Consider the following 23,127-nt stretch of genomic DNA (forward strand, 5'->3'; position numbering starts at 1 on the left):
GGCCAGCCCGTGCTCCGCCAGCATCGCGTGGACCGCGTCGGCCGACTCCCACGGGGTCTGCGACTCCGTGCGCAGGACCAGCGCCGGGTCGGTGGGCGGCTCGTACGGGTCGTCGACGCCGGTGAGCCCGGTCAGCCGGCCGGCGGCCTGACGGGCGTACAGGCCCTTGACGTCCCGTGCGGCGCAGACCTCCACCGGGGTGGCGACGTGCACCTCGAAGTACGGCGTCCCGCTCGCCGCGTGCCGGGCGCGCACCGCCTCCCGGCTGTCGGCGTACGGGGCGATGACCGGGACGACGCAGATCACGCCGTTGCGGGCCAGCACCTCGGCGACCAGGCCGACGCGCCGCACGTTCGCGTACCGGTCGGCCCGGGAGAAGCCGAGGCCCGCGGTGAGGAAGCGGCGTATCTCGTCGCCGTCGAGGACCTCCACCCTGCGCCCGTCCGCCCGCAGCCGGTCGCGGAGCAGTCCGGCGACGGTGGTCTTGCCCGCGCTCGGCAGCCCGGTGAGCCAGACGGTGGCCCCCCGGGCCCTCGCCGTGGTGGTCATGCGCAACCGTCCTCTCCTCCCCGTCCGCCTGACGACGTGAGGGAGGCTAGGCGAGGAAGGTGAGAAGACGGGATGAACGAGCTGAGGGTTGGCTGAGGAGGAGCCGGACCGCTCGCCCGGGGCCGGGCCGCTACAGGCCCGCGAACGCCGCCCCCGCGTCCCGCAGCCGCTCGTGCAGGGAGCGGAAGACGGCCGCCGAGCGGGTGCCCGGCCAGCCGGCGGGGAGCAGGGCGGCGGGCAGACCGGGGTCGGCGTAGGGGAGGTGGCGCCAGGAGTCCAGGGCGAGGAGGTAGTCGCGGTAGGCGTCCTCGGGCGGGGTGTCCGTGCGCCGCTCCCAGGCGCGCAGCACCCGCGCGTGCCGGTCCAGGAACGCCTCGTGCTGCTCGGCGATCCGGTCCAGGTCCCACCAGCGGGCGACCGCCTCGGCGGTGGGGGCGAACCCCAGGTGCTCGCCGCGGAAGAAGTCGACGTAGGCGTCCAGGCGCAGGCGCCCCAGGGTGTGCCTGGTCTCCTCGTACAGCCGCGCGGGGGCGATCCACACGCCGGGGGCGGCCGTGCCGAAGCCGAGGCCGGACAACCGGGAGCGCAGGACGTGCCGCTTCTGCCGTTCGGACTCCGGGACGGAGAACACGGCGAGCACCCAGCCCTCGTCCTCCGGCGGATCGGTGGCGTACACGCGCCGGTCGCCGTCGTCGAGCAACTGGCGTGCGTCGGGCGACAGTTCGTACCCGGCCGCGCCCTGCGCGGTACGCGCCGGGACGAGCAGGCCGCGCCGTTTGAGCCGGGACACCGAGGAACGGACGGACGGGGCGTCCACGCCGACCGCGGCCAGCAGCCGGATCAGCTCGGCGACGGGCACCGGGCCCGGCACGAAGCGGCCGTACGCGCCGTAGAGCGTGACGATGAGGGATCTCGGAGCGTGGGGGACTTGCTGGTCGGACACGTTGATCATCTTAAGTCGTATACGGAGGGTGGGGTTCCCCGGCGTCACGCACCGTCGTCCCCGCTCCCGGTGGCGGCGCGCAGCCGGAACCGCTGGAGCTTGCCGGTGGCCGTGCGGGGCAGGGCGTCCAGGAACACGATCTCCCGCGGGCACTTGTACGGCGCGAGCTCGGACTTCACGAAGGCGCGCAGCGCCTCGGCGTCGCGTTCCGCGCCCTGTGCGAGGACCGTGTACGCCACCACGACCTGGCCGCGCGCCTCGTCCGGCCGCCCGACCACCGCCGCCTCGACCACGTCCGGGTGGCGCAGCAGGGCGTCCTCGACCTCGGGGCCCGCGATGTTGTACCCGGCCGAGATGATCATGTCGTCGGCGCGGGCGACGTACCGGAAGTAGCCGTCGGGGTCGCGGACATAGGTGTCGCCGGTGATGTTCCAGCCGCCGCGCACGTACTCCCGCTGGCGCGGGTCGGCGAGGTAGCGGCAGCCGACGGGGCCGCGCACCGCGAGCAGCCCCGGCTCCCCGTCGGGCACGGGCGTGCCGTCGGCGTCCTGCACGCGCGCCTGCCAGCCGGGGACCGGAACCCCCGTCGTTCCGGGGCGGATCCGTTCGTCGGCGGCGGAGACGAAGATGTGCAGCAGTTCGGTGGCGCCGATGCCGTTGATGATCCGCAGTCCGGTGCGCTCGTGCCAGGCCCGCCAGGTGGCGGCGGGCAGGTTCTCGCCCGCCGAGACGCAGCGGCGCAGCGACGCGACGTCGTGGCCGTCGAGTCCGGCGAGCATCGCGCGGTAGGCGGTGGGCGCGGTGAACAGCACCGACACCCGGTGCTCGGCGATCGCCGACAACAGCTGGGCGGGGTGCGCCTGTTCGAGGAGCAGCGCGCTCGCCCCGGCCCGCAGCGGGAACACCACCAGGCCGCCGAGTCCGAAGGTGAAGCCCAGCGGCGGGCTGCCGGCGAACACGTCGTCCGCGACCGGCTTCAGCACGTGCCGGGAGAAGGTGTCCGCGATCGCCAGCACGTCCCGGTGGACGTGCATGCAGCCCTTGGGGCGTCCGGTGGTGCCGGAGGTGAAGGCGATCAGCGCCACGTCGTCGGCGGCGGTCGGCACGGTCGCGTACGGCGTCCCGGGCGCCGGGCGGTTCAGCAGGTCGCCGGGGGAGTCGCCGCCGTAGGTGGTGAGGGAGAGGTCCGGGATCCCGGCCCCGGCGAGGTCGTCGGCGGCCCTGATGTCGCACAGGGCGTGGTGGACCTCGGCGATCTCGCAGATGGTGCTCAGCTCGTGCGGGCGCTGCTGGGCCAGTACGGTGACGGCGATCGCGCCCGCTTTCAGCACCGCCAGCCAGCAGGCGGCCAGCCACGGTGTGGTGGGGCCGCGCAGCAGCACCCGGTTGCCGGGGACGATCCCGAGGTCGCCGGTGAGGAGGTGCGCGAGCCGGTCCACGCGGGCGCGCAGCGCGCCGTACGTCCAGATCGCGCCGTCCGGGGTGCGGAACGCCGGGCGGCCGTCGGGCGGGCCGTGCAGCAGCTCCGCGGCGCAGTTCAGCCGGTCGGGGTAGTGCAGCTCCGGCAGGTCGAAGCGGAGCTCGGGCCACTGGTCGGGCGGCGGGAGACGGTCGCGGGCGAAGGTGTCGACGTGCGCGGTGGCCCGTGGATTCATGACGGTTCGCCCCCTTGGCGTGGTGGGCTCGCATCAGGAGCGTATCGTGTCGGTGACGGCAGTCAACGGTCCGCGATAACCTCGGGAGTGGCCCGGCGGCGAGGGAAGGGACCGGCGATGACCGCATTCTCGCTCGAACCGGAACGACTCGCCTGGTGCGCCGAGCTGCGCGCCCTGGCCGCGGAACGCCTGCGGCCGCTCGCCGCGAAGGGGGAACCCGGCCGGGTCGACCGCGCCCTGGTCGCCGAACTGGGCGCCCTCGGCCTGCTGTCCCGCCTGTTCACCTCGGGCGCGCTCGACCTGTGCCTGATGCGCGAGTCCCTGGCCCACGCCTGCACCGAGGCGGAGACCGCCCTGGCCCTCCAGGGCCTGGGCGCCCACCCGGTGCACGCCCACGGCACCCCCGCCCAGCGGGCCCGCTGGCTCCCGGGGGTCGGCGACGGCAGCGTCGTCGCGGCGTTCGCGCTGAGCGAGCCGGGCGCCGGCTCGGACGCGGCGGCCCTGTCGCTCACGGCGGAGCCGGCCGGCCGGCCGGGCCCGGCGGCCCTCGCCGCGCGCCCCGACGGCCGCTCCGGCTGGCGGCTCACCGGGGAGAAGTGCTGGATCTCCAACGCCCCCGACGCCGACTTCTACACCGTCTTCGCCCGCACCACCCCCGGCGCCGGCGCCCGGGGCGTGACCGCCTTCCTGGTCCCCGCCGACCGCCCCGGCCTCACCGGCAGCCGCCTCGACATGCTCTCCCCGCACCCCGTCGGCGCCCTCCGCTTCGACGCCGTACCGGTGACCGCCGACGACGTGCTCGGCGGGACCGGCCGAGGGTTCCGGGTCGCCATGGACACCCTCAACCTGTTCCGCCCCAGCGTCGGCGCCTTCGCGGTCGGCATGGCGCAGGCCGCCCTGGACGCCACCCTCGCCCACACCGCCCGGCGGGACGCGTTCGGCGGCAAGCTGAAGGACCTCCAGACCGTCGCCCACCAGGTCGCCGAGATGGCGCTGCGCACGGAGTCCGCCCGGCTCATGGTGTACGCGGCGGCGACGGCGTACGACGAGGGCGCCGCCGACGTCCCCCGGCGCTCCGCGATGGCGAAGCTGCTGGCCACCGAGACCGCGCAGTACGTCGTCGACCGGGCCGTCCAGCTGCACGGCGCCCGCGCCCTGCAGCGCGGGCACCTGCTCGAACACCTCTACCGCGAGGTCCGCGCGCCCCGCGTCTACGAGGGGGCGAGCGAAGTGCAACGGGGCATCATCGCCAAGGAGCTGTACAGGAACCTGGAGGACCGGTGACCGCCGAGCGCGTCGACCCGCCCGAGCTCTCCCCGCCGGCCGGCTTCTCCCACGCCGTCGTCGCCACCGGCTCCCGGCTGGTGTTCCTGGCCGGCCAGACCGCCCTCGACACCGACGGCGAGGTGGTCGGGGACACCCTGCCCGACCAGTTCGCGCGGGCCCTCGCCAACCTCCTCACCGCCCTGCGCGCGGCCGGCGGCGCCCCCGCCGACCTGGCCCGCGTCACCGTCTACGCCACCGACGTGGCCGCGTACCGCGGCCACGCCCGCGAACTCGGCCGCATCTGGCGGGAGCTGGCCGGCCGCGACTACCCGGCGATGGCGGTCGTCGGGGTGGTCCGCCTCTGGGACGAACGGGCCCTGGTCGAACTCGACGGCTTCGCCCTGCTGCCCTGAGGGGCGGACCGGCTCATGCGGCGACCGCGAGCCGGCCGGCGGGAAACGTGACAGCTCCCGGACCATCCCGGGACGGTTCCCCGACGGCCGGGGCCGACTCCCGCCCCGAAGGGGTGACGACGACTGGCCCCGGACCCCCGCGCCGGGTACTGGTGGAACCTCTCATTCCAACTATTTCGGGAGGTTCCCCATGCCCGTACGCCCCGTCCTCGGCGCCGCGGCCGGTGCCGCGCTGCTGCTCGGCTTCGCCGCGGCGGCCCCCTCGCCGGCGTCGGCCGCCCCCTCCGCCCCCGCGGAGTCCGTGACGGTGGACAAAAAGGGCCGGATGGCCGACGGCTCCGTCAGCCTCTCCGGTACCTACCGCTGCCGCGGCGGTGAAGGACCGGTCTTCGTCAGCTCCTCGGTCGGCCGGCCCTCGTCCCGCGTCCACTACTCCCTCGGCGGCACCCGCGCGGTGTGCGACGGCAAGGAGCACCGCTGGGAGAACAGCGCAGCCGTGCCCGGCGACGCCCTGAAGGCGGGCCGGGCCCGGGCCGAGGCCATCCTCATGGAGCTGCGCCCCAGCGGCATCCTCCTGCTGCCCGTCGTCCACGCCACCGAGGACCGGGACGTCACCCTGACCGGGGGCTGACCCGCGCGTCCCCTCTCATGACTCGCCGGCGGGCCAGTCCAGCAGGCGTGCGCCGATCACCGCCGTCTGGAGCATGTAGCGGTGGGACGGGTCCGACGGGTTGGCGCCGGTGAGTCCGTGGATGCGCTCCAGGCGGTAGGTCAGCGCGCGCACGCTCAGCGAGAGCCGCCGGGCCGCCTCCGCGGCGACACAGCCGGAGTCGAAGTACGCGGTGAGCGTGTCCAGGAGGGGCGCGGCACCGCCGCGGGCCGCGGTCAGCGGCCCCAGGGTGTTGTGCACCAGGTCCGCCATGGCCTGGCGGTCACGGGCCAGCACGGGATAGACGAGCAGGTCGGCGGCGCGCAGCACCGGATCGTCGAGCCCCAGCCGCTCGGCTATCTCCAGCGAGTTGAGGGCCTCCTCGTAGGACTGGACGACACCGCCCGGCCCCGACTGCGGACGGCCGATGGCTACCTGGCCCCCGTCGGTGGCGGCGTGCGCCTGCTTGGCGAAGTACGTGAGCACCTCCCCCTGGTGCCCGGGCGCGACACACAGCAGCCGCCCGTCCTTGGTGGTGAGCAGGATGCTGCGGTTCCCGAACCGGGAGATCAGGGCGCGCTCCACCTGCCGCGGCACCGGGTCGCCCTCGTCGTAGGCGACCGCACCCCGGGCGACGGCGACCGCGTGCTCGTGCGACAGCCGCAGCCCGAAGCGCTCGGCGCGCTCCGCCAGCCGCCCCAGATCGCTGCGGCCGTAGAGCAGGTCGTCGATGAACTCCCTTCGCGCCGCCTCCTCCTGACGCACCGCCAGCCGCTGCGCCCGCTCGTACCCCTCGGCGAAGGCGTCCACGACCTGCTGGACGGCCGCGAGCGCGCCGTCGGCCGAGTCCGCCCCGCGCGGCCACGTCCCGCGGGCGCCGGACAGATGCGCGCTGACGAGGGAACGCAGACCGAAGCCCGCCTCCGCGGCCCGTTCCCCCAGGGCCCGCCGGGAGGCGATCTCGTCCCGGGTGAGGCGTCTGCCCGTGGCCGCGACCTCGGCCAGAATGCGGGCGTAGCCCTCCAGATACTCCTCCGGGATCTCCCGTTCCGGCACGCCTTCCCCACCCCGAATCCTGACGCTTCCCCGACGCGCCGGCTGTGTCGCACCGGCATCAAGACCCTAGTGAACATTGCCGGTTACCGGCAATGCGCGAATGTGCCCCGAGCGGACAGCATGGTCCGCGGGGAGCACCGCGGACGGTTCCGGTGCCGGACACCGGCAGGTGTCCGGCACCGGAACCCGGAGGGGAGCGGTGCCATCCCCCGGACGCGGGCGGTGAGCAGGGGGCGCGCCGGGTGCGGACGGCAACCGTCCGCACCCGGCGCAGAACCGCGGCGCCGGCTGCGTCGTCTCCTCCACCACACCTTCGTCCGCCCCGGCGACGAGGCACCGCTCCACCCGACTTCTGCCCGCATTCCAGCCCAGGAGGACGTGTCCCATGGATGCCGCCACCGTGGGCATCGCCGTGATCGCCGGCGTCGCCCTGCTGCTCATGCTCATCGGCCTGCTCGTCGTCTCCAAACTGTTCCGCAAGGTGGAGCAGGGCAAGGCACTGATCGTCTCCAGGACCCGCAGGGTCGATGTGACCTTCACCGGGTCGGTCGTGCTGCCGGTGCTGCACAAGGCCGAGGTGATGGACATCTCGGTGAAGACCATCGAGATCACCCGGGCCGGCAAGGAGGGCCTGATCTGCCGGGACAACATCCGCGCGGACATCCGCATCACGTTCTTCGTCAAGGTCAACAAGACGGTCGACGACGTCATCAAGGTGGCCCAGGCCGTCGGCACCGCGCGGGCCAGCGACCGCGACACGCTCCAGGAGCTGTTCCACGCCAAGTTCTCCGAGGCGCTGAAGACCGTCGGCAAGCAACTGGACTTCACCGACCTCTACACCAAGCGCGAGGAGCTGCGGTACCGGATCATCGAGGTCATCGGCGTCGACCTGAACGGCTACCACCTCGAGGACGCGGCGATCGACTACCTGGAGCAGACGCCGCTGACCCAGCTCGACCCGGGCAACGTCCTCGACGCGCAGGGCATCCGCAAGATCACCGAGTTGACGGCGGTGGAGCACGTCCGCACCAACGAGGCCCAGCGCAACGAGCAGAAGGAGATCACCCGGCAGGACGTCGACGCGCGCGAGGCGATCCTGGAGCTGGAGCGGCGGCAGGCCGACGCCGAGATCAAGCAGCGCCGGGAGATCGAGACCGTACGGGCCCGCGAGGAGGCCGAGACGGCACGGGTGGTGGAGGAGGAGCGGCTGCGCGCGCAGAGCGCCTTCCTGCGCACCGAGGAACAGCTCGGCGTGCAGCGCGAGAACCAGGCCCGCGAGGTCGCCGTCGCCGCCAAGAACCGCGAGCGGGTCATCGCCGTGGAGAGCGAGCGCATCGAGAAGGACCGCCTCCTCGAGGTCATCGCCCGTGAGCGGGAGACCCAGCTGACCAGGATCGCCGCCGACAAGGAGGTCGAGGCGGAGAAGCGGGAGATCGCCGAGGTCATCCGCGAGCGGGTGGCGGTGGACCGCACGGTCGCCGAGCAGGAGGAGTCGATCAAGAGGCTGCGCGCGGTCGAGGAGGCGGAGCGGCAGCGGCAGGCCGTGATCATCGCCGCGGAGGCCGAGGCGCAGGAGCGGCTGGTCAAGGACATCAAGGCCGCCGAGGCCGCCGAGCAGGCCGCCACGCACCGCGCCGCCGAGGAACTCACGCTCGCCGAGGCCCGGTTGAAGACCGCCGACCTCGACGCACGGGCCAAGCTGCGGCTGGCCGAGGGCGTCCAGGCGGAGTCCGCGGCCGAAGGACTGGCCGTCGTCCAGGTCCGCGACAAGGAGGCCGAGGTCATCGAGAAGGCGGGCCGCGCCGAGGCCGAGGCCACCCAGGCCCGGCTGCGCGCGGAGGCCGAGGGGGCGCGGGCCAAGGCCCTCGCCGACGCGGAGGCCATCAGCGGCAGGCTCCGGGCGGAGGCGGCCGGCCTCACCGAGAAGGCGGCGGCGATGGCCGCCCTCGACGAGGCGTCCCGCGGCCACGAGGAGTACCGGCTGCGGCTGGAGGCCGAGAAGGACATCCGGCTCGCCGGACTGGACGTGCAGCGGCAGGTCGCCGAGGCACAGGCCACCGTCCTCGCCACCGGACTGGAGAACGCGGACATCAACATCGTCGGCGGGGAGTCGGTCTTCTTCGACCGGCTGGTCTCCTCGATCGCGCTCGGCAAGGGCGTGGACGGCTTCGTCCGGCACTCCGAGACCGCGCAGGCCCTCGCCGGTCCCTGGCTGGACGGCTCGGCGAGCTTCACCGACGACCTGAGCCGCGTCCTGGGCTCCGTCTCCACCGCCGACGTGCAGAACCTCACGGTCTCCGCGCTGCTGATGCGACTGATGCAGCAGGGCGGTGAGAACACCGGACGGTTCAGGGAACTGATCGAGAAAGCCGGTGAGCTGGGCCTCTCGGACACACCGCTGGCCGCGCCGAACGGCCGCGCCAGGGCCTGACCACCCTCCGGCCGGGAGCCGCCGCACAGGGGACGGCGGCTCCCGGCCGCACCTTCCGAGAGGCAGCCAGCCATGACCACCGGCACCCACGAGCCCACGAACCCGGCCCCGCGCGGAACGCCGGGCCCGGGCACACCCGGAACCGGCGCCGCTCCCGGCCGTCCCGGTACCGGCGCCTCGCCCGCCGCTGCCGCGACCGGCGCCCTCCACGGCACGCCCGGAGCGAGCGGCTTTGAGGGGGCGCCCGGCGCGGACCGTTCCCGGGTGACCTCCGGCGCGGACCGGACGCAGGGCGCGCCCGACGGGGGCCGGTCCCGGACGGCATCCGGCCCGGGCGGGCGCGGCGGGGACTCCGGGCCGGGCGGATCCCGTGGGGCGCCCGGACAGGCCGGATCCCGCGGGGCGTCCGGCCCGGACACCGCTCGTGAGCGGACCGGTGCCGGCGGGCCCCACGAGCCGTCCCGTACGCCCGCGCCGGGCGGGACCGACGCGGCGGTCGACGGCGGCGCCTACCAGGTGCTGCGCGACCGCCTCGCCGACCGGGCCGCCGAACTCGCCCGCCGCGCGGAGGCGCTGAACCACCGCCGGGCCGAGGAGTTCGGCGCCCCCGAACTGCGCCTCACCGGCACCGAGCGGCTGCGCACCGGCCGCACCGCCGTGCCCCGCGACATCGTCGCCGTCGGCGACGTCCTGCTCTTCGGCTACGACACCCGGCCCCGTCCGGAGGCCGACACCACGGTCGGCGACGTCCTCGCCCCGCACGACCGCGATCTGGGCCGCCTCCCCGACGACGCCGTGCCCGGACTCCTCGACGACCCCGGCTTCCGCCGCGAGTTCGCCGCCCTGCACCGCTACTACCGCCAGGCACGCCTGCTGCGGCTGCGCCGCACCGGCGGCAAGCTGCTCGCCGTCTTCCAGACCGGCGAGAAGCCCGGCGACATCCGCGTCCTGCGCTGGACGATCCCGGAGGACGGCCGGTCGGCGGTCTTCCTGGACGCGCGCGGCGACCGCGACCACGCCCGCACCCCGCCCGCCGACATCGACTGGACGCCCACCACCCGGGAGGACCACGTCCTCGGCCGCCACCCGCACGTCTCCGTGCGGGGCGAGGTCTTCGTCGACACCCTCGGCGGCACCCTCACCGTCAAGACCGACGACGACACCGACACCGCCGACGGCATCCACACCGAACCGGTCGACGAGCCCCTGCAGTCCCTCGCCGACGCCGAGATCGCCCACGCCCGCGTCGGCCCCCTGATCCTGCTGCGGATCCTCCCGTACAAGGAGACCGCCCACCGCCACCTGGTCTTCAACACCCTCACCCGGTCCGTGGTCCGCCTCGACGGCATCGGACAGGGCTGCCGCCGGCTCCCCGACGACCAGGGCATCGTCTTCCCCGGCGGCTACTGCCTCGCCGCCGGCCCCCACAAGACGTACGAACTCGACACCAGCGGGATGGAGTTCGCACAGGAGGTGCGCTCGCCGCACGGTGAGGACGTGCTGTACGTCTTCCACGCGCCCGGACGCGGACGCGCGCTGCTGCTGTCGTACAACCTGATCCGCGAGGCGGTCGCCACCCCGATGGCCTGCCACGGCTGGGCGCTGTTCGACGACGGGCTCCTCGCGCTGCTGCGCCCCGACGGCGACGAACCCGCCCGGGTCCACCCCGTGCAGCTGTGGCACTCGCCCTACGTCTCCGACACCCACGCCGCCGCGCAGCCCGTCGGCGAGGGCCCGCTCGCCCGGGTCGGCAACGCCGACCTCGTACGCGGCATCTCCGACTGCCTGTCCCTGGCCCGCTCCGTCGCCGGGACCACCCCCACCACCGAGGTGTACACGGCCCTGACGGCCGCCTGCGTGCGCGCCCTGGACACCCACCACTGGCTGGGCGACGGCGAACTCGGCGACCTGCGCGCTCCGCTGGAGCAGATGCGCGCCACCGCCGAACAGGTGCTGGCCGAGTTCGAGACCGTGCGCGACCTCACCGCACGGGCCGCCCGCGCGCTCGACGAGGCGGCGGACCGGATCGCCTCCGTGGTGCGCCGGCTGCGCGGCGAGCAGCCCCGCGAGGCCGCCGCCTGGGTCACCGGACTGACCGAACTCCGCCACGCCCAGGGCCATCTGCTGACCCTGAAGGACATGCGGTACGCGGACCACGCCCGCATCGACGCCCTCGCCGAGGGTGCCGGGGCCGACCTCGCCTCCTTCGGGCAGCGCGCGATCGCCTTCCTCTCCCGCGAGGACGCCTTCGCCGCCCACCACGCGGACGTCGAACGACTGGTCGCCGACGCCGGGTCGGTCACCACCACCGCCGAAGCCGCCCCGGTCGCCGCCCGCCTGGACGAACTGGCCGGGGGACTGCGCACGGTGACCGAGGTGGTCGCCGGGCTCGACATCGCCGACGCCACCGTCCGCACGGCCGTCCTGGAGCGGATCGCCGGGGCGATGGGCGGCGTCAACCGCGCCCGCGCCACCCTCGACACCCGCCGCCGGACCCTTTTCGAGGGAGAGGCGCGCGCCGGCTTCGCCGCCGAACTCGCCCTGCTCGGCCAGACGGTCACCGGCGCCCTCGCGGCGGCGGACACCCCGGAGACCTGCGACGAGCAACTGACCCGGACGCTGACCCAGTTGGAGGCCCTGGAGTCCCGTTTCGCCGAGTTCGACGACGTCCTCGGCGAACTCGCCGACCGGCGCACCGAGATCTACGAGACCTTCTCCGCCCGCAAGCAGGGCCTCTCCGACGCCCGCGCCCGCCGCGCCGAACAGCTCGCCTCCGCCGCCGACCGCGTACTGGAGACGGTCGCCCGGCGCTCCGCCACGCTCGCCGACGCCGACGCGGTGAGCACCTACTTCGCCTCCGACCCGCTCGTCACCAAGGTCCGCCGCACCGCCGACGCCCTGCGCGACCTCGGTGACCGGGTCAGGGCGGAGGAACTCGACGGCCGACTGCGCTCCGCCCGGCAGGAGGCCGCCCGCGCCCTGCGCGACCGTGCCGACCTTTACGCGGACGGCGGACGCGCCGTCCGTCTGGGCGGCCACCGGTTCGCCGTCGCCACCCAGCCCCTCGACCTCACCGTCGTCCCGCACGGCGACGGCCTCGCGCTCGCCCTCACCGGAACCGACTACCGCGTCCCCGTCACCGACCCCGCCCTCCTCGCCGACCGCCCCCTGTGGAACCGGCACCTGCCCTCCGAGTCGCCCGAGGTCTACCGCGCCGAACACCTCGCCGCCCGGCTGCTGCACGAGACCGGCGCCGAGGCCCTGGCCGGTACGTACGACCTCGCCACCCTGGTCCGCCGGGCCGCCGAGGAGGCCTACGACGAGGGGTACGAGCGGGGCGTCCACGACCACGACGCCACCGCGATCCTCACCGCCCTGCTGCCCCTGTACGCCGGCGCGGGCCCGCTGCGCCACGAGCCCGCCGCCCGCGCCCACGCCCTGCTGTACTGGACCCACGGCACCACCGCCGGGGAGCGCGCCGACCTCACCCGCCGCGCCCGCTCCCTGGCCCGCGTCCGCGACGCCTTCGGACCCCCTCCCGCCCTCGACGCGCTGCGGACGGAACTCGCCCGCGCCGTCCGCGCCTGGGACGACGGCGCCCCCGTCCGTCCGGAGGCCTGCGCCGCGTACCTCTTCGACGAACTGACCACGGGTCCCGAGGGCTTCGTCCTCGGCGCCCGGGTCCGCGCCCTGCTCGACGGCTTCCGCCGCACGGTCGCCACCGGGGCCTACGACGACGACCTCCCCGCCCTCGCCGGCCTCCCCGCCCGCCGCCAGCTGGTCGAGGCCTGGCTGACCGCGTACGCCGCGGCCACCGGCGAGCAGGTGACCGCCGGTGACCTCGCCGAGGCCGTCGCCGCCGAACTCTGCCCGGACGTCCCCCGCCACACGTCCGACGCGCCCCTGACCGCCACGGCGGGGGACCTGCTCGGCACCCACCCCCGGATCACCGACCGCCGTCTCACCCTCCGCCTGGACGAGTTCCTCGCCCGCACCGAGGCGTTCAGGGAGCGGGACGCACCCGCCTTCCGTGCCTTCCAGCGCCGCCGCACCGCGCTGGTGACCGCCGAGCGCACCCGGCTGCGCCTGGACGACCACCGGCCGCGCGTGATGGCGTCGTTCGTCCGCAACCGGCTGGTCGACGAGGTCTACCTGCCGCTGGTCGGCGACAGCCTCGCCAAACAGCTCGGCACCACGGGCGAGTCCGGCCGCACCGGCACCGGCGGCCTGCTGCTGCTCGTCTCCCCGCCCGGATACGGCAAGACGACCCTCGTGGAGTACGTCGCCGACCGCCTCGGCCTGGTGCTGGTGAAGATCAGCGGCCCCGCACTCGGGCACGCGGTCACCTCGCTCGACCCGGCCGAGGCGCCGAACGCCACCGCCCGCCGTGAGGTCGAGAAGATCAATTTCGCGCTCGCCGCCGGCAACAACACCCTCCTCCACCTCGACGACATCCAGCACACCTCGCCCGAACTGCTCCAGAAGTTCATCCCGCTGTGCGACGCCACGCGCCGGATGGAAGGCGTGTGGGACGGCGAACCGCGCACCTACGACCTGCGCGGCAAGCGGTTCGCCGTCTGCATGGCCGGCAACCCCTACACCGAGTCCGGCGAGGCCTTCCGGGTCCCGGACATGCTGGCCAACCGCGCCGACGTGTGGAACCTCGGCGACGTCCTCACCGGCAAGGAGGACGTCTTCGCGCTCAGCTTCGTGGAGAACGCCCTCACCGCCCACCCGGTGCTCGCCCCGCTCGCCTCCCGCGACCGCGCCGACCTCGACCTGCTGATCCGCCTCGCCGAGAACGACCCCACGGCCCGCGCCGACCGCCTCACCCACCCCTACGCCCCCACCGAACTGGACCGCGTCCTGGCGGTGTTGCGCCACCTCCTCACCGCCCGCCGGACCGTCCTCACCGTCAACGCGGCCTACATCGCCTCCGCCGCCCAGTCCGACGACGCCCGCACCGAGCCCCCGTTCCGGCTCCAGGGCTCCTACCGCAACATGAACAAGATCGCCCAGCGGATCCAGCCCGTCATGAACGACGCCGAACTGACCGCCGTCGTCGACGACCACTACACGGCCGAGGCCCAGACCCTCACCACCGGCGCCGAGGCGAACCTGCTCAAGCTCGCCGAGCTGCGCGGCACCCTCACCCCCGACCGGTCGGCCCGCTGGGCCGAGCTGAAGGCCGCCCACGTCCGCACCCGGACCCCGGCCGGCCCCGACGAGGACGCCCTGACCCGCGCGGTGGCCGCCCTCGCCCTCCTCGGCGACCGCATCGCCGCCGTCGAGTCGGCCATCGTCCGCGCCGCCGGCGCGCGCCGTCCGGCCGCCGGCCCGGACTCCCGGCACGCGGCCCGGCGGCCCCCGGAGGGCACCGACCGGCCGTCCGCACCCCGGTGATCGCGCCGGCGGAGGGCCGACCGAGCGCCCTCACGGGACGTGCGCGTCACCACCGGCGGTGGACGTGGCCACCAGGGCCGCCAGTTCCTCCGGGGAGCGGGGACCGGCGGCCGCGCCGCTCACCAGCCCCTGCGCCCGGAGCAGCCGCCCGACCGCCACGCCCCACGGCAACCGCAGCCCCGCCGCCGCGAGGAGGTCCGTACGGGCCAGCACGTCGGCCGCCGGGCCGGTGTGCGCGCCCGACGGGGTGAGCAGGGCCGCGTCGTCGGCCCAGCGCAGGGCGAGGTCCACGTCGTGGGTGGCCATGACGACCGTGGTGCCGTCCTCGCGCAGACCGTCGAGGGTGGCGAGCAGCCGCTCCTGCCCGTCCGGGTCGAGGCCCGCCGTCGGTTCGTCGAGGACGAGGACGCGGGGCCGCATGGCGACCGCGCCCGCGATCGCCGTCCGCTTGCGCTGCCCGTAGGACAGCAGGTGCGTGGGACGGTCGGCGAGTGCGGTGATGTCCAGCGCGGCCAGCGCCCGGGCCACCCGGGCCCGCACCTCGGCGTCGGGCAGCCCGAGGTTGAGCGGCCCGAACGACACGTCCTGGCCGACCGACGCCGCGAACAACTGGTCGTCGGGGTCCTGCACCACCAGTTGCACGGTGGTGCGCAGCGCCGTCAGCCCTTTGCGGTCGTAGCGCACCGCCCGGCCCTCGACGGTCAACTCGCCCCCGATCGGGCGCAGTCCACCGCTCAGCAACCGCATCAGCGTCGTCTTGCCACTGCCGTTGCGCCCCAGCAGGGCCAACGAGCGCCCCTCGCGCACCTCGAAGTCCAGACCGCTGAGCACGGCCGGACCGTCCTCGTAGGCGAAGGACGCGCCCCGCAGGGCCACCAGGACGGTCTCGCTCACGACAACGGCCTTTCCAGTACGAGGGTGAGGGCGGCCAGCGCCGCCAGGAGCGCCACGCTCAGCGCCGTGAACCGGACGGAGACGCGGGCCTCGGGCACCAGCACGCGCAGGGTGCCGTCGTAGCCGCGTCCGGCGAGCCCGGTCTGCAGCCGCGCCGCCCGGTCGAAGGACCGCACGAACGCGGTCGCGCCCAGAGCGCCGAGGGACCGCCAGGTCGCCGCGCGGGTGGTGTGCCCGAGCCGGGCCGCCTGGGCCTCCCGGACGCGGCGCACCGAGTCCAGCAGCAGGAAGCTCATCCGGTACGTCACCAGCGCCACGTCCACGAGCGGAGCCGGCACCCCGGCCCGCACCAGGCGCGGCAGCAGGTCGGACATCGGGGTGGTGAAGGCGAACAGCAGCACGCCCAGCGAGGCCGCCGACGTACGCAGCAGCAACTCCCCGGCGCGCAGCGGCCCGTCCCCGGCCCAGGACACGAACCCGGCCGGTCCGCCCACCCGCACCAGCAGCGGCAGCGCCCCGGTGACGCAGAAGCCCAGCGGCACCCGGTACGCCCGCCACAGCCGCCGGCCCGGCACCCCCGCCGGGCCGAGCAGCGCCGCGAGCGCCGTCACCAGCACCAGGGCCGCGCCCGGCCACGGCGGCAGCGAGATCGCCAGCACGGTGAGCCCCAGCCCCAGTACGGCCTTGTCCACGGGATGACGGCGGCGCCAGCGACTGCTGTGCGCCGCCGCGTCGATCGGCAGCACGTGGCGTCAGCCCCGCCGCCGTGCCGCGGCCCCGCGGCCCTCACCGGCTTCGCCGCCCCCGTCGCCGGCCCGCCCCCCGGCCGTGGCATCCCCGCCGTCGCGCGCGGCGGACGGACCGCCGCCGGCGTCCGGGGCCGGGCCGGCCTGCGGCCCGGTCCGCTCCAGCGCCCGCGCCTCGCCCTGCCGCCGCCCGCGCCGCAGCCCGAAGTAGTACGCGAGGACGCCCGCGCCGAGCGCCGCCTGGAGGGCGAAGAGCGCCGACTCGATCTCGCCGGACGGCGGTTCGTACAGCGGTGAGAACCAGGGCTCGTACTCCGGGTCGATCTCGGTGATCGCCGTCTCGGCCTCGGCGTCCGCGCCCGTGAACGGTTCCTCCTTGTGGTCGCCGAGCCCGAACACCAGCGGGAGCACGGCGAGCGCGGCCACCAGCACCAGCAGCAGCGTGTTGATCCTCGCGTTGCGGCTCATCGGGCCACCGCCCCGGTGGAGTCCGCCGGCTTCCGTCCGGCCGCCGGGGCGACCAGCACCCCGAGCCGCGTCAGCTCGCCCTTGCTCGACTGCACCAGCATGCGCGTCACCAGCACGGTCAGCAGCCCCTCGCTCACCGCGAGCGGGAGCTGCGTCACGGCGAAGATGGAGCCGAACTTGCCCAGGGCTCCGAGGAATCCGCTCCCCGGGTCGGGGAAGGCGAGCGCCAGCTGCACGCTCGTCACGCAGTACGTCGACAGGTCGGCGACGAACGCGCCGAAGAACACCGCCACCATCAGCGGCACGTCGAAGCGGCGCAGCAGCCGGTAGAGGCCGTACCCGGCCCAGGGACCGACGACCGCCATCGAGAAGACGTTGGCGCCGAGCGTGGTCAGCCCGCCGTGGGCGAGCAGCAGCGCCTGGAACAGCAGGGTGATGGTGCCCAGCACCGCCACGGCCGGCGGCCGGAACAGGATCGCGCCGAGCCCCGTGCCGGTGGGATGGGAGCAACTTCCCGTGACCGACGGCAGTTTCAGCGCGGACAGGACGAACGTGAACGCTCCCGACGCGCCCAGCAGCAGCGTGCTCTCGGGATGTTCCCTGACGTCACGGACGAGCGACCGGGCTCCGTGGACGACGAACGGCGCCGACGCGACGCCCCAGGCGACCGCGTGCGCCGGAGGCAGAAAACCCTCGGCAATGTGCATGGCTCAGCAGACCCTCTCCAGCACCTCGTGGATGGTTGACGCGCCTTGGCCGGTCTCCTGGCTGACGGGTACCACCGCCCGTGCTCCGCCTTCCCGGGTCCCTGGGCCCTGGCGTCACATTCCCGTCGTCCGCCCGAAGGGCGGGTCGCGCGGCGTCTGGCGCGTGCGATCGCAAGGCGCCGGAGCGCCCTCGTGGCGGAGCCACGTGGGCGATTCGGCAACGTGGCGAGCGTGCGTGCCAGGCGTCGCGCGGCAGACGGGAATGTGGCGCCAGGGCCCTAGGACCCAGTGGCCGTCCGCGAGGACTGGAGCCGGACTTCCCGATCACAGTGGCGAGGGCCGCACCGGTATCGCACCGATTTCCCGTCACCAAGGCGTGGCGACAGTAGTGCCCGTTCCGGTCCGGTGACAAGCGGCCGCCGGGGGCGCGCGGGCGGCGCCCGGCGGCTCGCACCCCGGCGCACATCTGCGCACTTGACACGAGCGGTGGCGCCCTCCGGGGCGGGGGAGTGGGAGGCCGCCGTCCTGGGCAGTACCTTGCTGCAATTAATATGCAACAACGATTTTCAGGCAACAGGGATGTGAGGTTCGATGACGACCCGACGTATACGGGGTGCCGCCGCCGCGGTCGCGATGGCCGGTGCGGTCAGCGCCTGCTCGGCACCGGGCGACGGCGGCGCGGACGGCGGGGCGTCCGCCGACTCCGTCGTGATCGGGGTCCCGTCCGAACCGGACACCCTCAGCCCCCTGCTCGGCTACGGCAAGGACGGCAACTCGAAGATCTTCGACGGGCTCCTCGCCCGGGACGCCGACATGAAGCTGAAGCCGGCCCTGGCGAAGGCGCTCCCCGAGATCACGGACGGCGGCCGCACCTACACGTACACCCTGCGCGACGGCGTGAGGTTCAGCGACGGCGAGCCGCTGACCGCCGACGACGTGGTCTTCACGTACCGCACGGTCCTGGACGACAGGACCAACAACACCGCCAGGAGCGAACTGGACGCCATCGAGGAGGTCCGGGCCGACGGCGACGACAAGGTCGTCTTCACCCTCGACCGTCCCTACGCGGCCTTCGCCGCCCGCACGGTGCTGCCCGTCGTCCCCGAGCACATCGCGGGCGGACAGGACCCCAACACCGGGTCCTTCAACACCGAGCCGGTCGGCACCGGGCCGTACGTCCTCACCGGCTGGAGCAAGGGGGAGAAGCTCACCTTCAAGGCCAATCCGGACTACTGGGGCGGCGCCCCGAAGGTGAAAAAGCTCACCATGGCGATCATCACCGACGACGACGTCCGCGCCACCCGGCTGCGCTCCGGCGACCTCGACGGCGCCACCCTCCCGCCCAACCTCGCCGCCACCTTCGAGGACGACGACGGCAGGAAGACCTACCGGGCGACGTCGTACGACTTCCGCGCCGTCACCCTCCCCACCGGCAACCCGGTCACCGGCGACACCGCGATCCGCCGCGCCCTCGACCTCGCCGTGGACCGCGAGGCCATGGTCGACAAGATCCTCGACGGCGCCGGCCGCCCCGCCTACGGGCCGCTGCCCCTCGACGACCCCTGGTTCGCCGAGGACATCGAGCGCTCCCAGGACCTCGACGAGGCCAGGAACATCCTCGACGAGGCGGGCTGGAGGCCCGGCGAGGACGGCATCCGCGCCAAGGACGGCCGCCCCGCCCGCTTCACCCTCCACTACCCCTCCGGCGACAAGGTCCGCCAGGACCACGCCCTCGCCTACGCCTCCGACGCCAGGAAGGCCGGCATCGACGTCGAGGTGGAGAGCGCCACCTGGGAGGTCATCGAACCCCGGATGAGGCACGACGCCGTCCTCGCCGGCTTCGGCAGCACCGGCGACCCCGACTTCGGCCTCTACACCCTGCTGCACTCCTCCCTCGCCGGCGACGGCTTCAACAACATGGCCCGGTACGACGACCCGGCCGTGGACGAGGCCCTCGACACCGGCCGCCGCAGCCAGGACCCCGGGGACCGCAGGGCCGCCTACGACACCCTCCAGCGCGAACTGGTGAAGAACCCCGGCTACACCTTCCTCACCCACATCGACCACATGTACGTCCTCGCCGACCGCTGGAAGGACCTCACCACCCAGACCGAACCCCACGAACACGGCTTCGCCAGCGGCCCCTGGTGGAACCTCGAGGACTGGCAGCCCGCCGCATGACCGCACTCCCCTGGGGAGAGATGGCCCGGCTCACGGCACGGCGGGCCCTGTTCGCCGTGCCCGTGCTCCTGGTCGTCACCTTCGGCGTGTTCGCCGTCGCCGCCGCCTCCCCCTTCGACCCCGTCAAGGCGTACGCCGGCACCGCCGCGCTCGGCGCCGACCAGGAGACCCTGGACCGGCTGCGCGAGAACCTCGGCGTGGACCGGCCGTTCACCGCCCGCTGGTGGGACTGGCTGACCTCCGCGTCCGGCGGCGACCTCGGCCACTCCACCGTGATGCGCCAGCCGGTGGCCGAGGTGATCGGCGAACGCCTGGTCTGGTCGGCCCTGCTGTGCGCCGTCGCGTTCGCCGCCGCCGTCCTGCTCGGCACTGTGCTCGGCGTCCTGGCCGCCCGCCGCCCCGGCTCCCTCCTGGACCGCGCGGTCACCTCCCTCGCGTACGTCCTGGAGGCCGCCCCGGTCTTCTGGACCGCCCTGCTCGCCGTCTGGCTGTTCGCCCTCGAGCTGGACGTCCTCCCGGCCGGCGGCCTCACCGACACCGGCAGCGACCGGGTCACCCTCGGCCAGGTCACGAGCCACCTGATCCTGCCCGCCGGCGTCCTCGCCGTCTCCCAGCTGCCCTGGTTCACGCTCTACGTCCGTCAGGGCGTCGGCGACGCCCTCGCGGAGGACCCGGTGCGCGGCGCCAGGGCCCGCGGCCTGAGCGAACGCACCGTCCTGCTCGGCCACGCCCTGCGCTCCGGACTGCTGCCCGTGCTCACCCTGATCGGCTCCCGCGTCCCCGAACTCATCACCGGCGCCCTGCTGGTGGAGACCGTGTTCAGCTGGCCGGGCATCGCCGCGGCCACCGTGGAGGCGGCCACCTCCGTCGACTTCCCGCTGCTGGCCGCGCTGACCACCCTCGCCACCGCCGCCGTCCTCGCCGGAAACCTCCTCGCCGACCTGCTCTACGGACTGACCGACCCGAGGGTGAAGCTGAATGAGATGTGACCCCCATGGATGTGACCCCCATGGACGTGACACCCACGGATGTGACCCACATGGCTGCTGACACCACCGCCGTGACGAAGACGGTGTGGCGCGCGCACGGCACCGCCCGCCGCTCCACCCACACCCTCCGCCTGCGCGTCAGCGCGGCCCTGCTCGCCGTGACGGTCCTCGCGGTGCTCCTCGTGCCGCCGCTGGTCCGGCTCGACCAGCAGGCCGTCGACCTCGCCGCCGAACTCCTGCCGCCGTCCTGGTCCCACCCCTTCGGCACCGACGACGTGGGCCGCGACCTGCTGCTGCGCTGCGTGTACGGGCTGCGGGTCTCCCTGCTCGTGGGCGTGGTGGCCGCCCTCACCGCCACCGTGATCGGCACCGCCGTCGGCGCCACCGCCGGCGCGCTCGGCGGCTGGACCGACCGCGCGGTCATGCGCCTGGTCGACACCTTCTCCTCCGTACCGCACCTGCTGCTCGGCGTCTTCGTCGTCGCCATGTTCCGGCCGGGCGTCTGGCCGGTGGTGATCTCCGTGGGCCTCACCCACTGGCTGTCCACCGCCCGCATCGTCCGCGCCGAGGTCCTCTCGCTGCGCTCCCGCCCCTACATCGACGCGGCCGTCTCCGGCGGCGCCTCCCGGTGGCGGGTCCTCGTACGGCACCTGCTGCCCGGCGTACTGCCCCAGGCCGGCCTCGCCGCCGTCCTGATGGTGCCGCACGCCATGTGGCACGAGTCCGCCCTGTCCTTCCTCGGCCTCGGCCTGCCCAACCACACCGCCAGCCTCGGCACCCTCATCCAGGGCGCCCGCGGCTCCCTGCTCGCCGGACAGTGGTGGCCGACCCTCTTCCCCGGCCTCTTCCTGATCGTCCCCACCCTCGCCGTCGCCGGCCTCGCCGGTGTCTGGCGGGAGCGGATCAACCCCCGCCGCCGATCGGAGCTGACGCTGTGACCGAGCGACCTGCCGCACCGTCGGTGGAGGACGCGGCGATCCCGCATGCGGCGACGGCCGGGAGTCCCCCGCCGCCGTCCACCGGCGCCGCGACGACCGGGCGACCTCCCGTGCTGTCGGTGCGCGGCCTGTCCGTACGCTTCCTGCTGCCGGGCGGGCGCCGGATCGCCGCCGTCACCGACGCCCGCTTCGACGTGGCGCCCGGCGAATGCCTCGCCCTGATCGGCGAGAGCGGCTGCGGCAAGTCCGTCCTCGCCTCAGCCCTCCTCGGCCTGCTCCCCGCCAACGCCCAGACCGCGGGCCACGCCCACCTCGGCGACCTGGACCTGCTGACCGCCGACGAACGCACCCTCGCCCGCACCGTGCGGGGCCGCCGCATCGGCCTCATCCCGCAGAGCCCGGCCGCCCACCTCACCCCCGTACGCACCATCCGCTCCCAACTGGAGGAGACGGTCGACCGGCTCACCGGCGTCCGGGGCCGCACGGCCCTGCGCACGGCGGCCGAACAGGCCGCCGAACGCGCCGGGTTCCCGCCGGGCCACCTCGACCGCCACCCCCACGAACTCTCCGGCGGGCTGGCCCAGCGCGCCGCCACCGCCCTCGCCCTGGTGGGCGGGGCACCCCTCCTGCTGGCCGACGAACCCACCACCGGCCTGGACCGCGACCTGGTGGACCGCACCGTCGACGAACTGCGCCGCCATGTCGACGCCGACGGCGACCGGGCGCTCCTGATGATCACCCACGACCTCGCGGCGGCGCAGCGCGTCGCCGACCGGGTGGCGGTCATGTACGCGGGCCGCATCGTCGAACTGACCGGAGCGAGCGCCTTCTTCGGCACACCGGGGCCCCGCCACCCCTACAGCCGGGGCCTGTTGCAGGCTCTCCCGGACCGGTCCTTCACCCCTATACCCGGACTGCCCCCCGAACTCGGCGCCCTCCCCGACGGCTGCGCCTTCGCGCCCCGTTGCGACCGCGCCACGGACACCTGCACGGCCCTCCCGTCCTTCACCGGGTCGGTCGCCTGCCACCACCCGGCCCCGGCACCCACCCCCGAGGACATCCGTGCTTGAACTGCGCTCCATCACCGCCGGATACGACCGTCGCGCCCCCGCCGTACGGGACGCCACCCTCACCGTCACCCCCGGCGAGTCCGTCGGCCTGCTCGGCCCCAGCGGCTGCGGCAAGTCCACCCTGGCGAGGGTCGCCGCCCTCCTCCACCGCCCGGACGCCGGGGAAGTCATCCTCGACGGCACCCCCGTACACCGCTGGCGCCACCGCGCCCCGCGCGAGCTGCGCACCGCCGTCGGCGTCGTCTTCCAGCAGCCCCGCCTCTCCGCCGACCCCCGCCTGCGCCTCACCGACCTGATCGCGGAACCCCTGCGCGCCACGGGCCGCCGCCCGTCCGTCCCCGGCCGCGTGGCCGAACTCGCCGAGACCGTCGGCCTGACCCCCGACCTGCTCACCCGCCGCCCCCACGAGGTCAGCGACGGCCAGCTCCAGCGCGCCTGCCTCGCCCGCGCGCTGGTGCTGCGCCCCCGCTGGCTGATCTGCGACGAGATGACGGCGATGCTGGACGCGTCGACCACGGCCGCGCTGGTCGGGGCCGTCGAGGCCTACCGCACCTCGACCGGCGCGGGCCTGCTGGCCGTGGGCCACGACCGGACCCTGCTGAACCGCTGGTGCGACCGCACGGTCCACTGGGAGACGATCACCGGGCGGCGCCTCCCGTGATGACGGCCGTGAGACCGTGCGCCCGAGCGGGGCCCGGTGGTCACGGACGGTCCCAGGACGCTGCAGAGGGCCGGGAGCGTCCCCCTGCAGATCCCCGTGCCGACGACG

General features: G+C 74.7%; 17 protein-coding genes, 1 pseudogene and 1 riboswitch. Of the genes and pseudogenes, 10 read left to right on the forward strand and 8 right to left on the reverse strand.

Features of this window, described 5'->3' with window-relative positions; genetic code table 11:
• Positions 1-3: 3 nt before the first annotated feature.
• The 3 genes and pseudogenes from cysC to ACFY3N_RS09810 form a co-directional block, all read right to left on the reverse strand.
• Positions 4-549, reverse strand: a pseudogene (gene cysC, locus ACFY3N_RS09800) (adenylyl-sulfate kinase); the annotation flags it as partial.
• A gap of 130 nt (positions 550-679) precedes the next feature.
• Positions 680-1,501 (reverse strand): PaaX family transcriptional regulator C-terminal domain-containing protein, encoded by an 822-nt coding sequence (locus tag ACFY3N_RS09805; protein WP_390816090.1) that lies wholly within the window; start codon positions 1,499-1,501, stop codon positions 680-682.
• Between the two features lie 35 nt (positions 1,502-1,536).
• Complete coding sequence (locus ACFY3N_RS09810) at positions 1,537-3,147, reverse strand: AMP-binding protein (protein ID WP_390816091.1); 1,611 nt, start codon at positions 3,145-3,147, stop codon at positions 1,537-1,539.
• A 117-nt stretch (positions 3,148-3,264) separates the two neighbouring features.
• On the opposite strand from ACFY3N_RS09810, the gene ACFY3N_RS09815 reads away from it, so the two are divergent.
• The 3 genes from ACFY3N_RS09815 to ACFY3N_RS09825 all read left to right on the forward strand — a co-directional run bounded on the left by ACFY3N_RS09815 (position 3,265) and on the right by ACFY3N_RS09825 (position 5,457).
• Positions 3,265-4,431, forward strand: coding sequence for an acyl-CoA dehydrogenase family protein (locus ACFY3N_RS09815; RefSeq protein ID WP_390816092.1), 1,167 nt, complete (start codon positions 3,265-3,267; stop codon positions 4,429-4,431).
• On the forward strand, positions 4,428-4,826 hold the full coding sequence (locus ACFY3N_RS09820) for a RidA family protein (protein WP_390816093.1): 399 nt from the start codon (positions 4,428-4,430) through the stop codon (positions 4,824-4,826). The genes ACFY3N_RS09815 and ACFY3N_RS09820 overlap by 4 nt, the downstream gene beginning before the upstream one ends.
• Positions 4,827-5,016: 190 nt before the next feature.
• Positions 5,017-5,457, forward strand: coding sequence for a DUF6299 family protein (locus ACFY3N_RS09825; protein ID WP_390816094.1), 441 nt, complete (start codon positions 5,017-5,019; stop codon positions 5,455-5,457).
• Between the two features lie 15 nt (positions 5,458-5,472).
• Here ACFY3N_RS09825 and ACFY3N_RS09830 read toward each other — a convergent pair whose 3' ends face one another.
• Positions 5,473-6,531, reverse strand: coding sequence for a PucR family transcriptional regulator (locus ACFY3N_RS09830; protein ID WP_390816095.1), 1,059 nt, complete (start codon positions 6,529-6,531; stop codon positions 5,473-5,475).
• Between the two features lie 385 nt (positions 6,532-6,916).
• Here ACFY3N_RS09830 and ACFY3N_RS09835 point away from each other — a divergent pair, with 385 nt between their 5' ends.
• Positions 6,917-8,962 carry an SPFH domain-containing protein gene (locus ACFY3N_RS09835; protein WP_390816096.1) on the forward strand — a complete coding sequence of 682 codons (2,046 nt, stop codon included), beginning with the start codon at positions 6,917-6,919 and terminating at the stop codon, positions 8,960-8,962.
• Between the two features lie 72 nt (positions 8,963-9,034).
• A complete protein-coding gene (locus tag ACFY3N_RS09840; RefSeq protein WP_390816097.1) occupies positions 9,035-14,365 on the forward strand; it encodes a DNA repair ATPase in 5,331 nt (1,776 codons plus the stop codon).
• Between the two features lie 30 nt (positions 14,366-14,395).
• Here ACFY3N_RS09840 and ACFY3N_RS09845 read toward each other — a convergent pair whose 3' ends face one another.
• Genes ACFY3N_RS09845 through ACFY3N_RS09860 form a run of 4 tightly spaced genes read right to left on the reverse strand, consistent with a single transcriptional unit; the run spans position 14,396 to position 17,180 of the window.
• Complete coding sequence (locus tag ACFY3N_RS09845) at positions 14,396-15,259, reverse strand: energy-coupling factor ABC transporter ATP-binding protein (RefSeq protein ID WP_390816098.1); 864 nt, start codon at positions 15,257-15,259, stop codon at positions 14,396-14,398.
• A complete protein-coding gene (gene cbiQ, locus ACFY3N_RS09850) occupies positions 15,256-16,005 on the reverse strand; it encodes a cobalt ECF transporter T component CbiQ (RefSeq protein WP_390816099.1) in 750 nt (249 codons plus the stop codon). Before cbiQ ends, ACFY3N_RS09845 begins: the two co-directional genes overlap by 4 nt.
• Before the next feature lie 6 nt (positions 16,006-16,011).
• Complete coding sequence (locus tag ACFY3N_RS09855) at positions 16,012-16,473, reverse strand: energy-coupling factor ABC transporter substrate-binding protein (RefSeq protein ID WP_390816100.1); 462 nt, start codon at positions 16,471-16,473, stop codon at positions 16,012-16,014.
• Positions 16,470-17,180, reverse strand: coding sequence for an energy-coupling factor ABC transporter permease (locus ACFY3N_RS09860; RefSeq protein ID WP_390816101.1), 711 nt, complete (start codon positions 17,178-17,180; stop codon positions 16,470-16,472). Before ACFY3N_RS09860 ends, ACFY3N_RS09855 begins: the two co-directional genes overlap by 4 nt.
• 29 nt (positions 17,181-17,209) lie before the next feature.
• A riboswitch (cobalamin riboswitch) is annotated at positions 17,210-17,569 on the reverse strand.
• 202 nt (positions 17,570-17,771) lie between these two features.
• On the opposite strand from ACFY3N_RS09860, the gene ACFY3N_RS09865 reads away from it, so the two are divergent.
• The 5 genes from ACFY3N_RS09865 to ACFY3N_RS09885 are packed head-to-tail and all read left to right on the forward strand — an operon-like array spanning position 17,772 to position 23,019.
• Positions 17,772-19,361, forward strand: a complete 1,590-nt coding sequence (locus ACFY3N_RS09865) for an ABC transporter substrate-binding protein (protein ID WP_390816102.1) — start codon at positions 17,772-17,774, stop codon at positions 19,359-19,361.
• A 20-nt stretch (positions 19,362-19,381) separates the two neighbouring features.
• The gene (locus ACFY3N_RS09870; RefSeq protein ID WP_390816455.1) at positions 19,382-20,350 is read left to right on the forward strand and encodes an ABC transporter permease; all 969 of its coding nucleotides are present in this window, start codon (positions 19,382-19,384) and stop codon (positions 20,348-20,350) included.
• A gap of 50 nt (positions 20,351-20,400) precedes the next feature.
• Positions 20,401-21,288, forward strand: coding sequence for an ABC transporter permease (locus ACFY3N_RS09875; RefSeq protein WP_390816103.1), 888 nt, complete (start codon positions 20,401-20,403; stop codon positions 21,286-21,288).
• Positions 21,289-21,326: 38 nt separating this feature from the next.
• The gene (locus ACFY3N_RS09880) at positions 21,327-22,358 is read left to right on the forward strand and encodes an ABC transporter ATP-binding protein (protein ID WP_390816456.1); all 1,032 of its coding nucleotides are present in this window, start codon (positions 21,327-21,329) and stop codon (positions 22,356-22,358) included.
• On the forward strand, positions 22,351-23,019 hold the full coding sequence (locus ACFY3N_RS09885; RefSeq protein WP_390816104.1) for an ABC transporter ATP-binding protein: 669 nt from the start codon (positions 22,351-22,353) through the stop codon (positions 23,017-23,019). Before ACFY3N_RS09880 ends, ACFY3N_RS09885 begins: the two co-directional genes overlap by 8 nt.
• Positions 23,020-23,127: the final 108 nt, after the last annotated feature.

This window comes from Streptomyces sp. NPDC000348 (genome assembly GCF_042898795.1).
Taxonomy (GTDB): domain Bacteria; phylum Actinomycetota; class Actinomycetes; order Streptomycetales; family Streptomycetaceae; genus Streptomyces.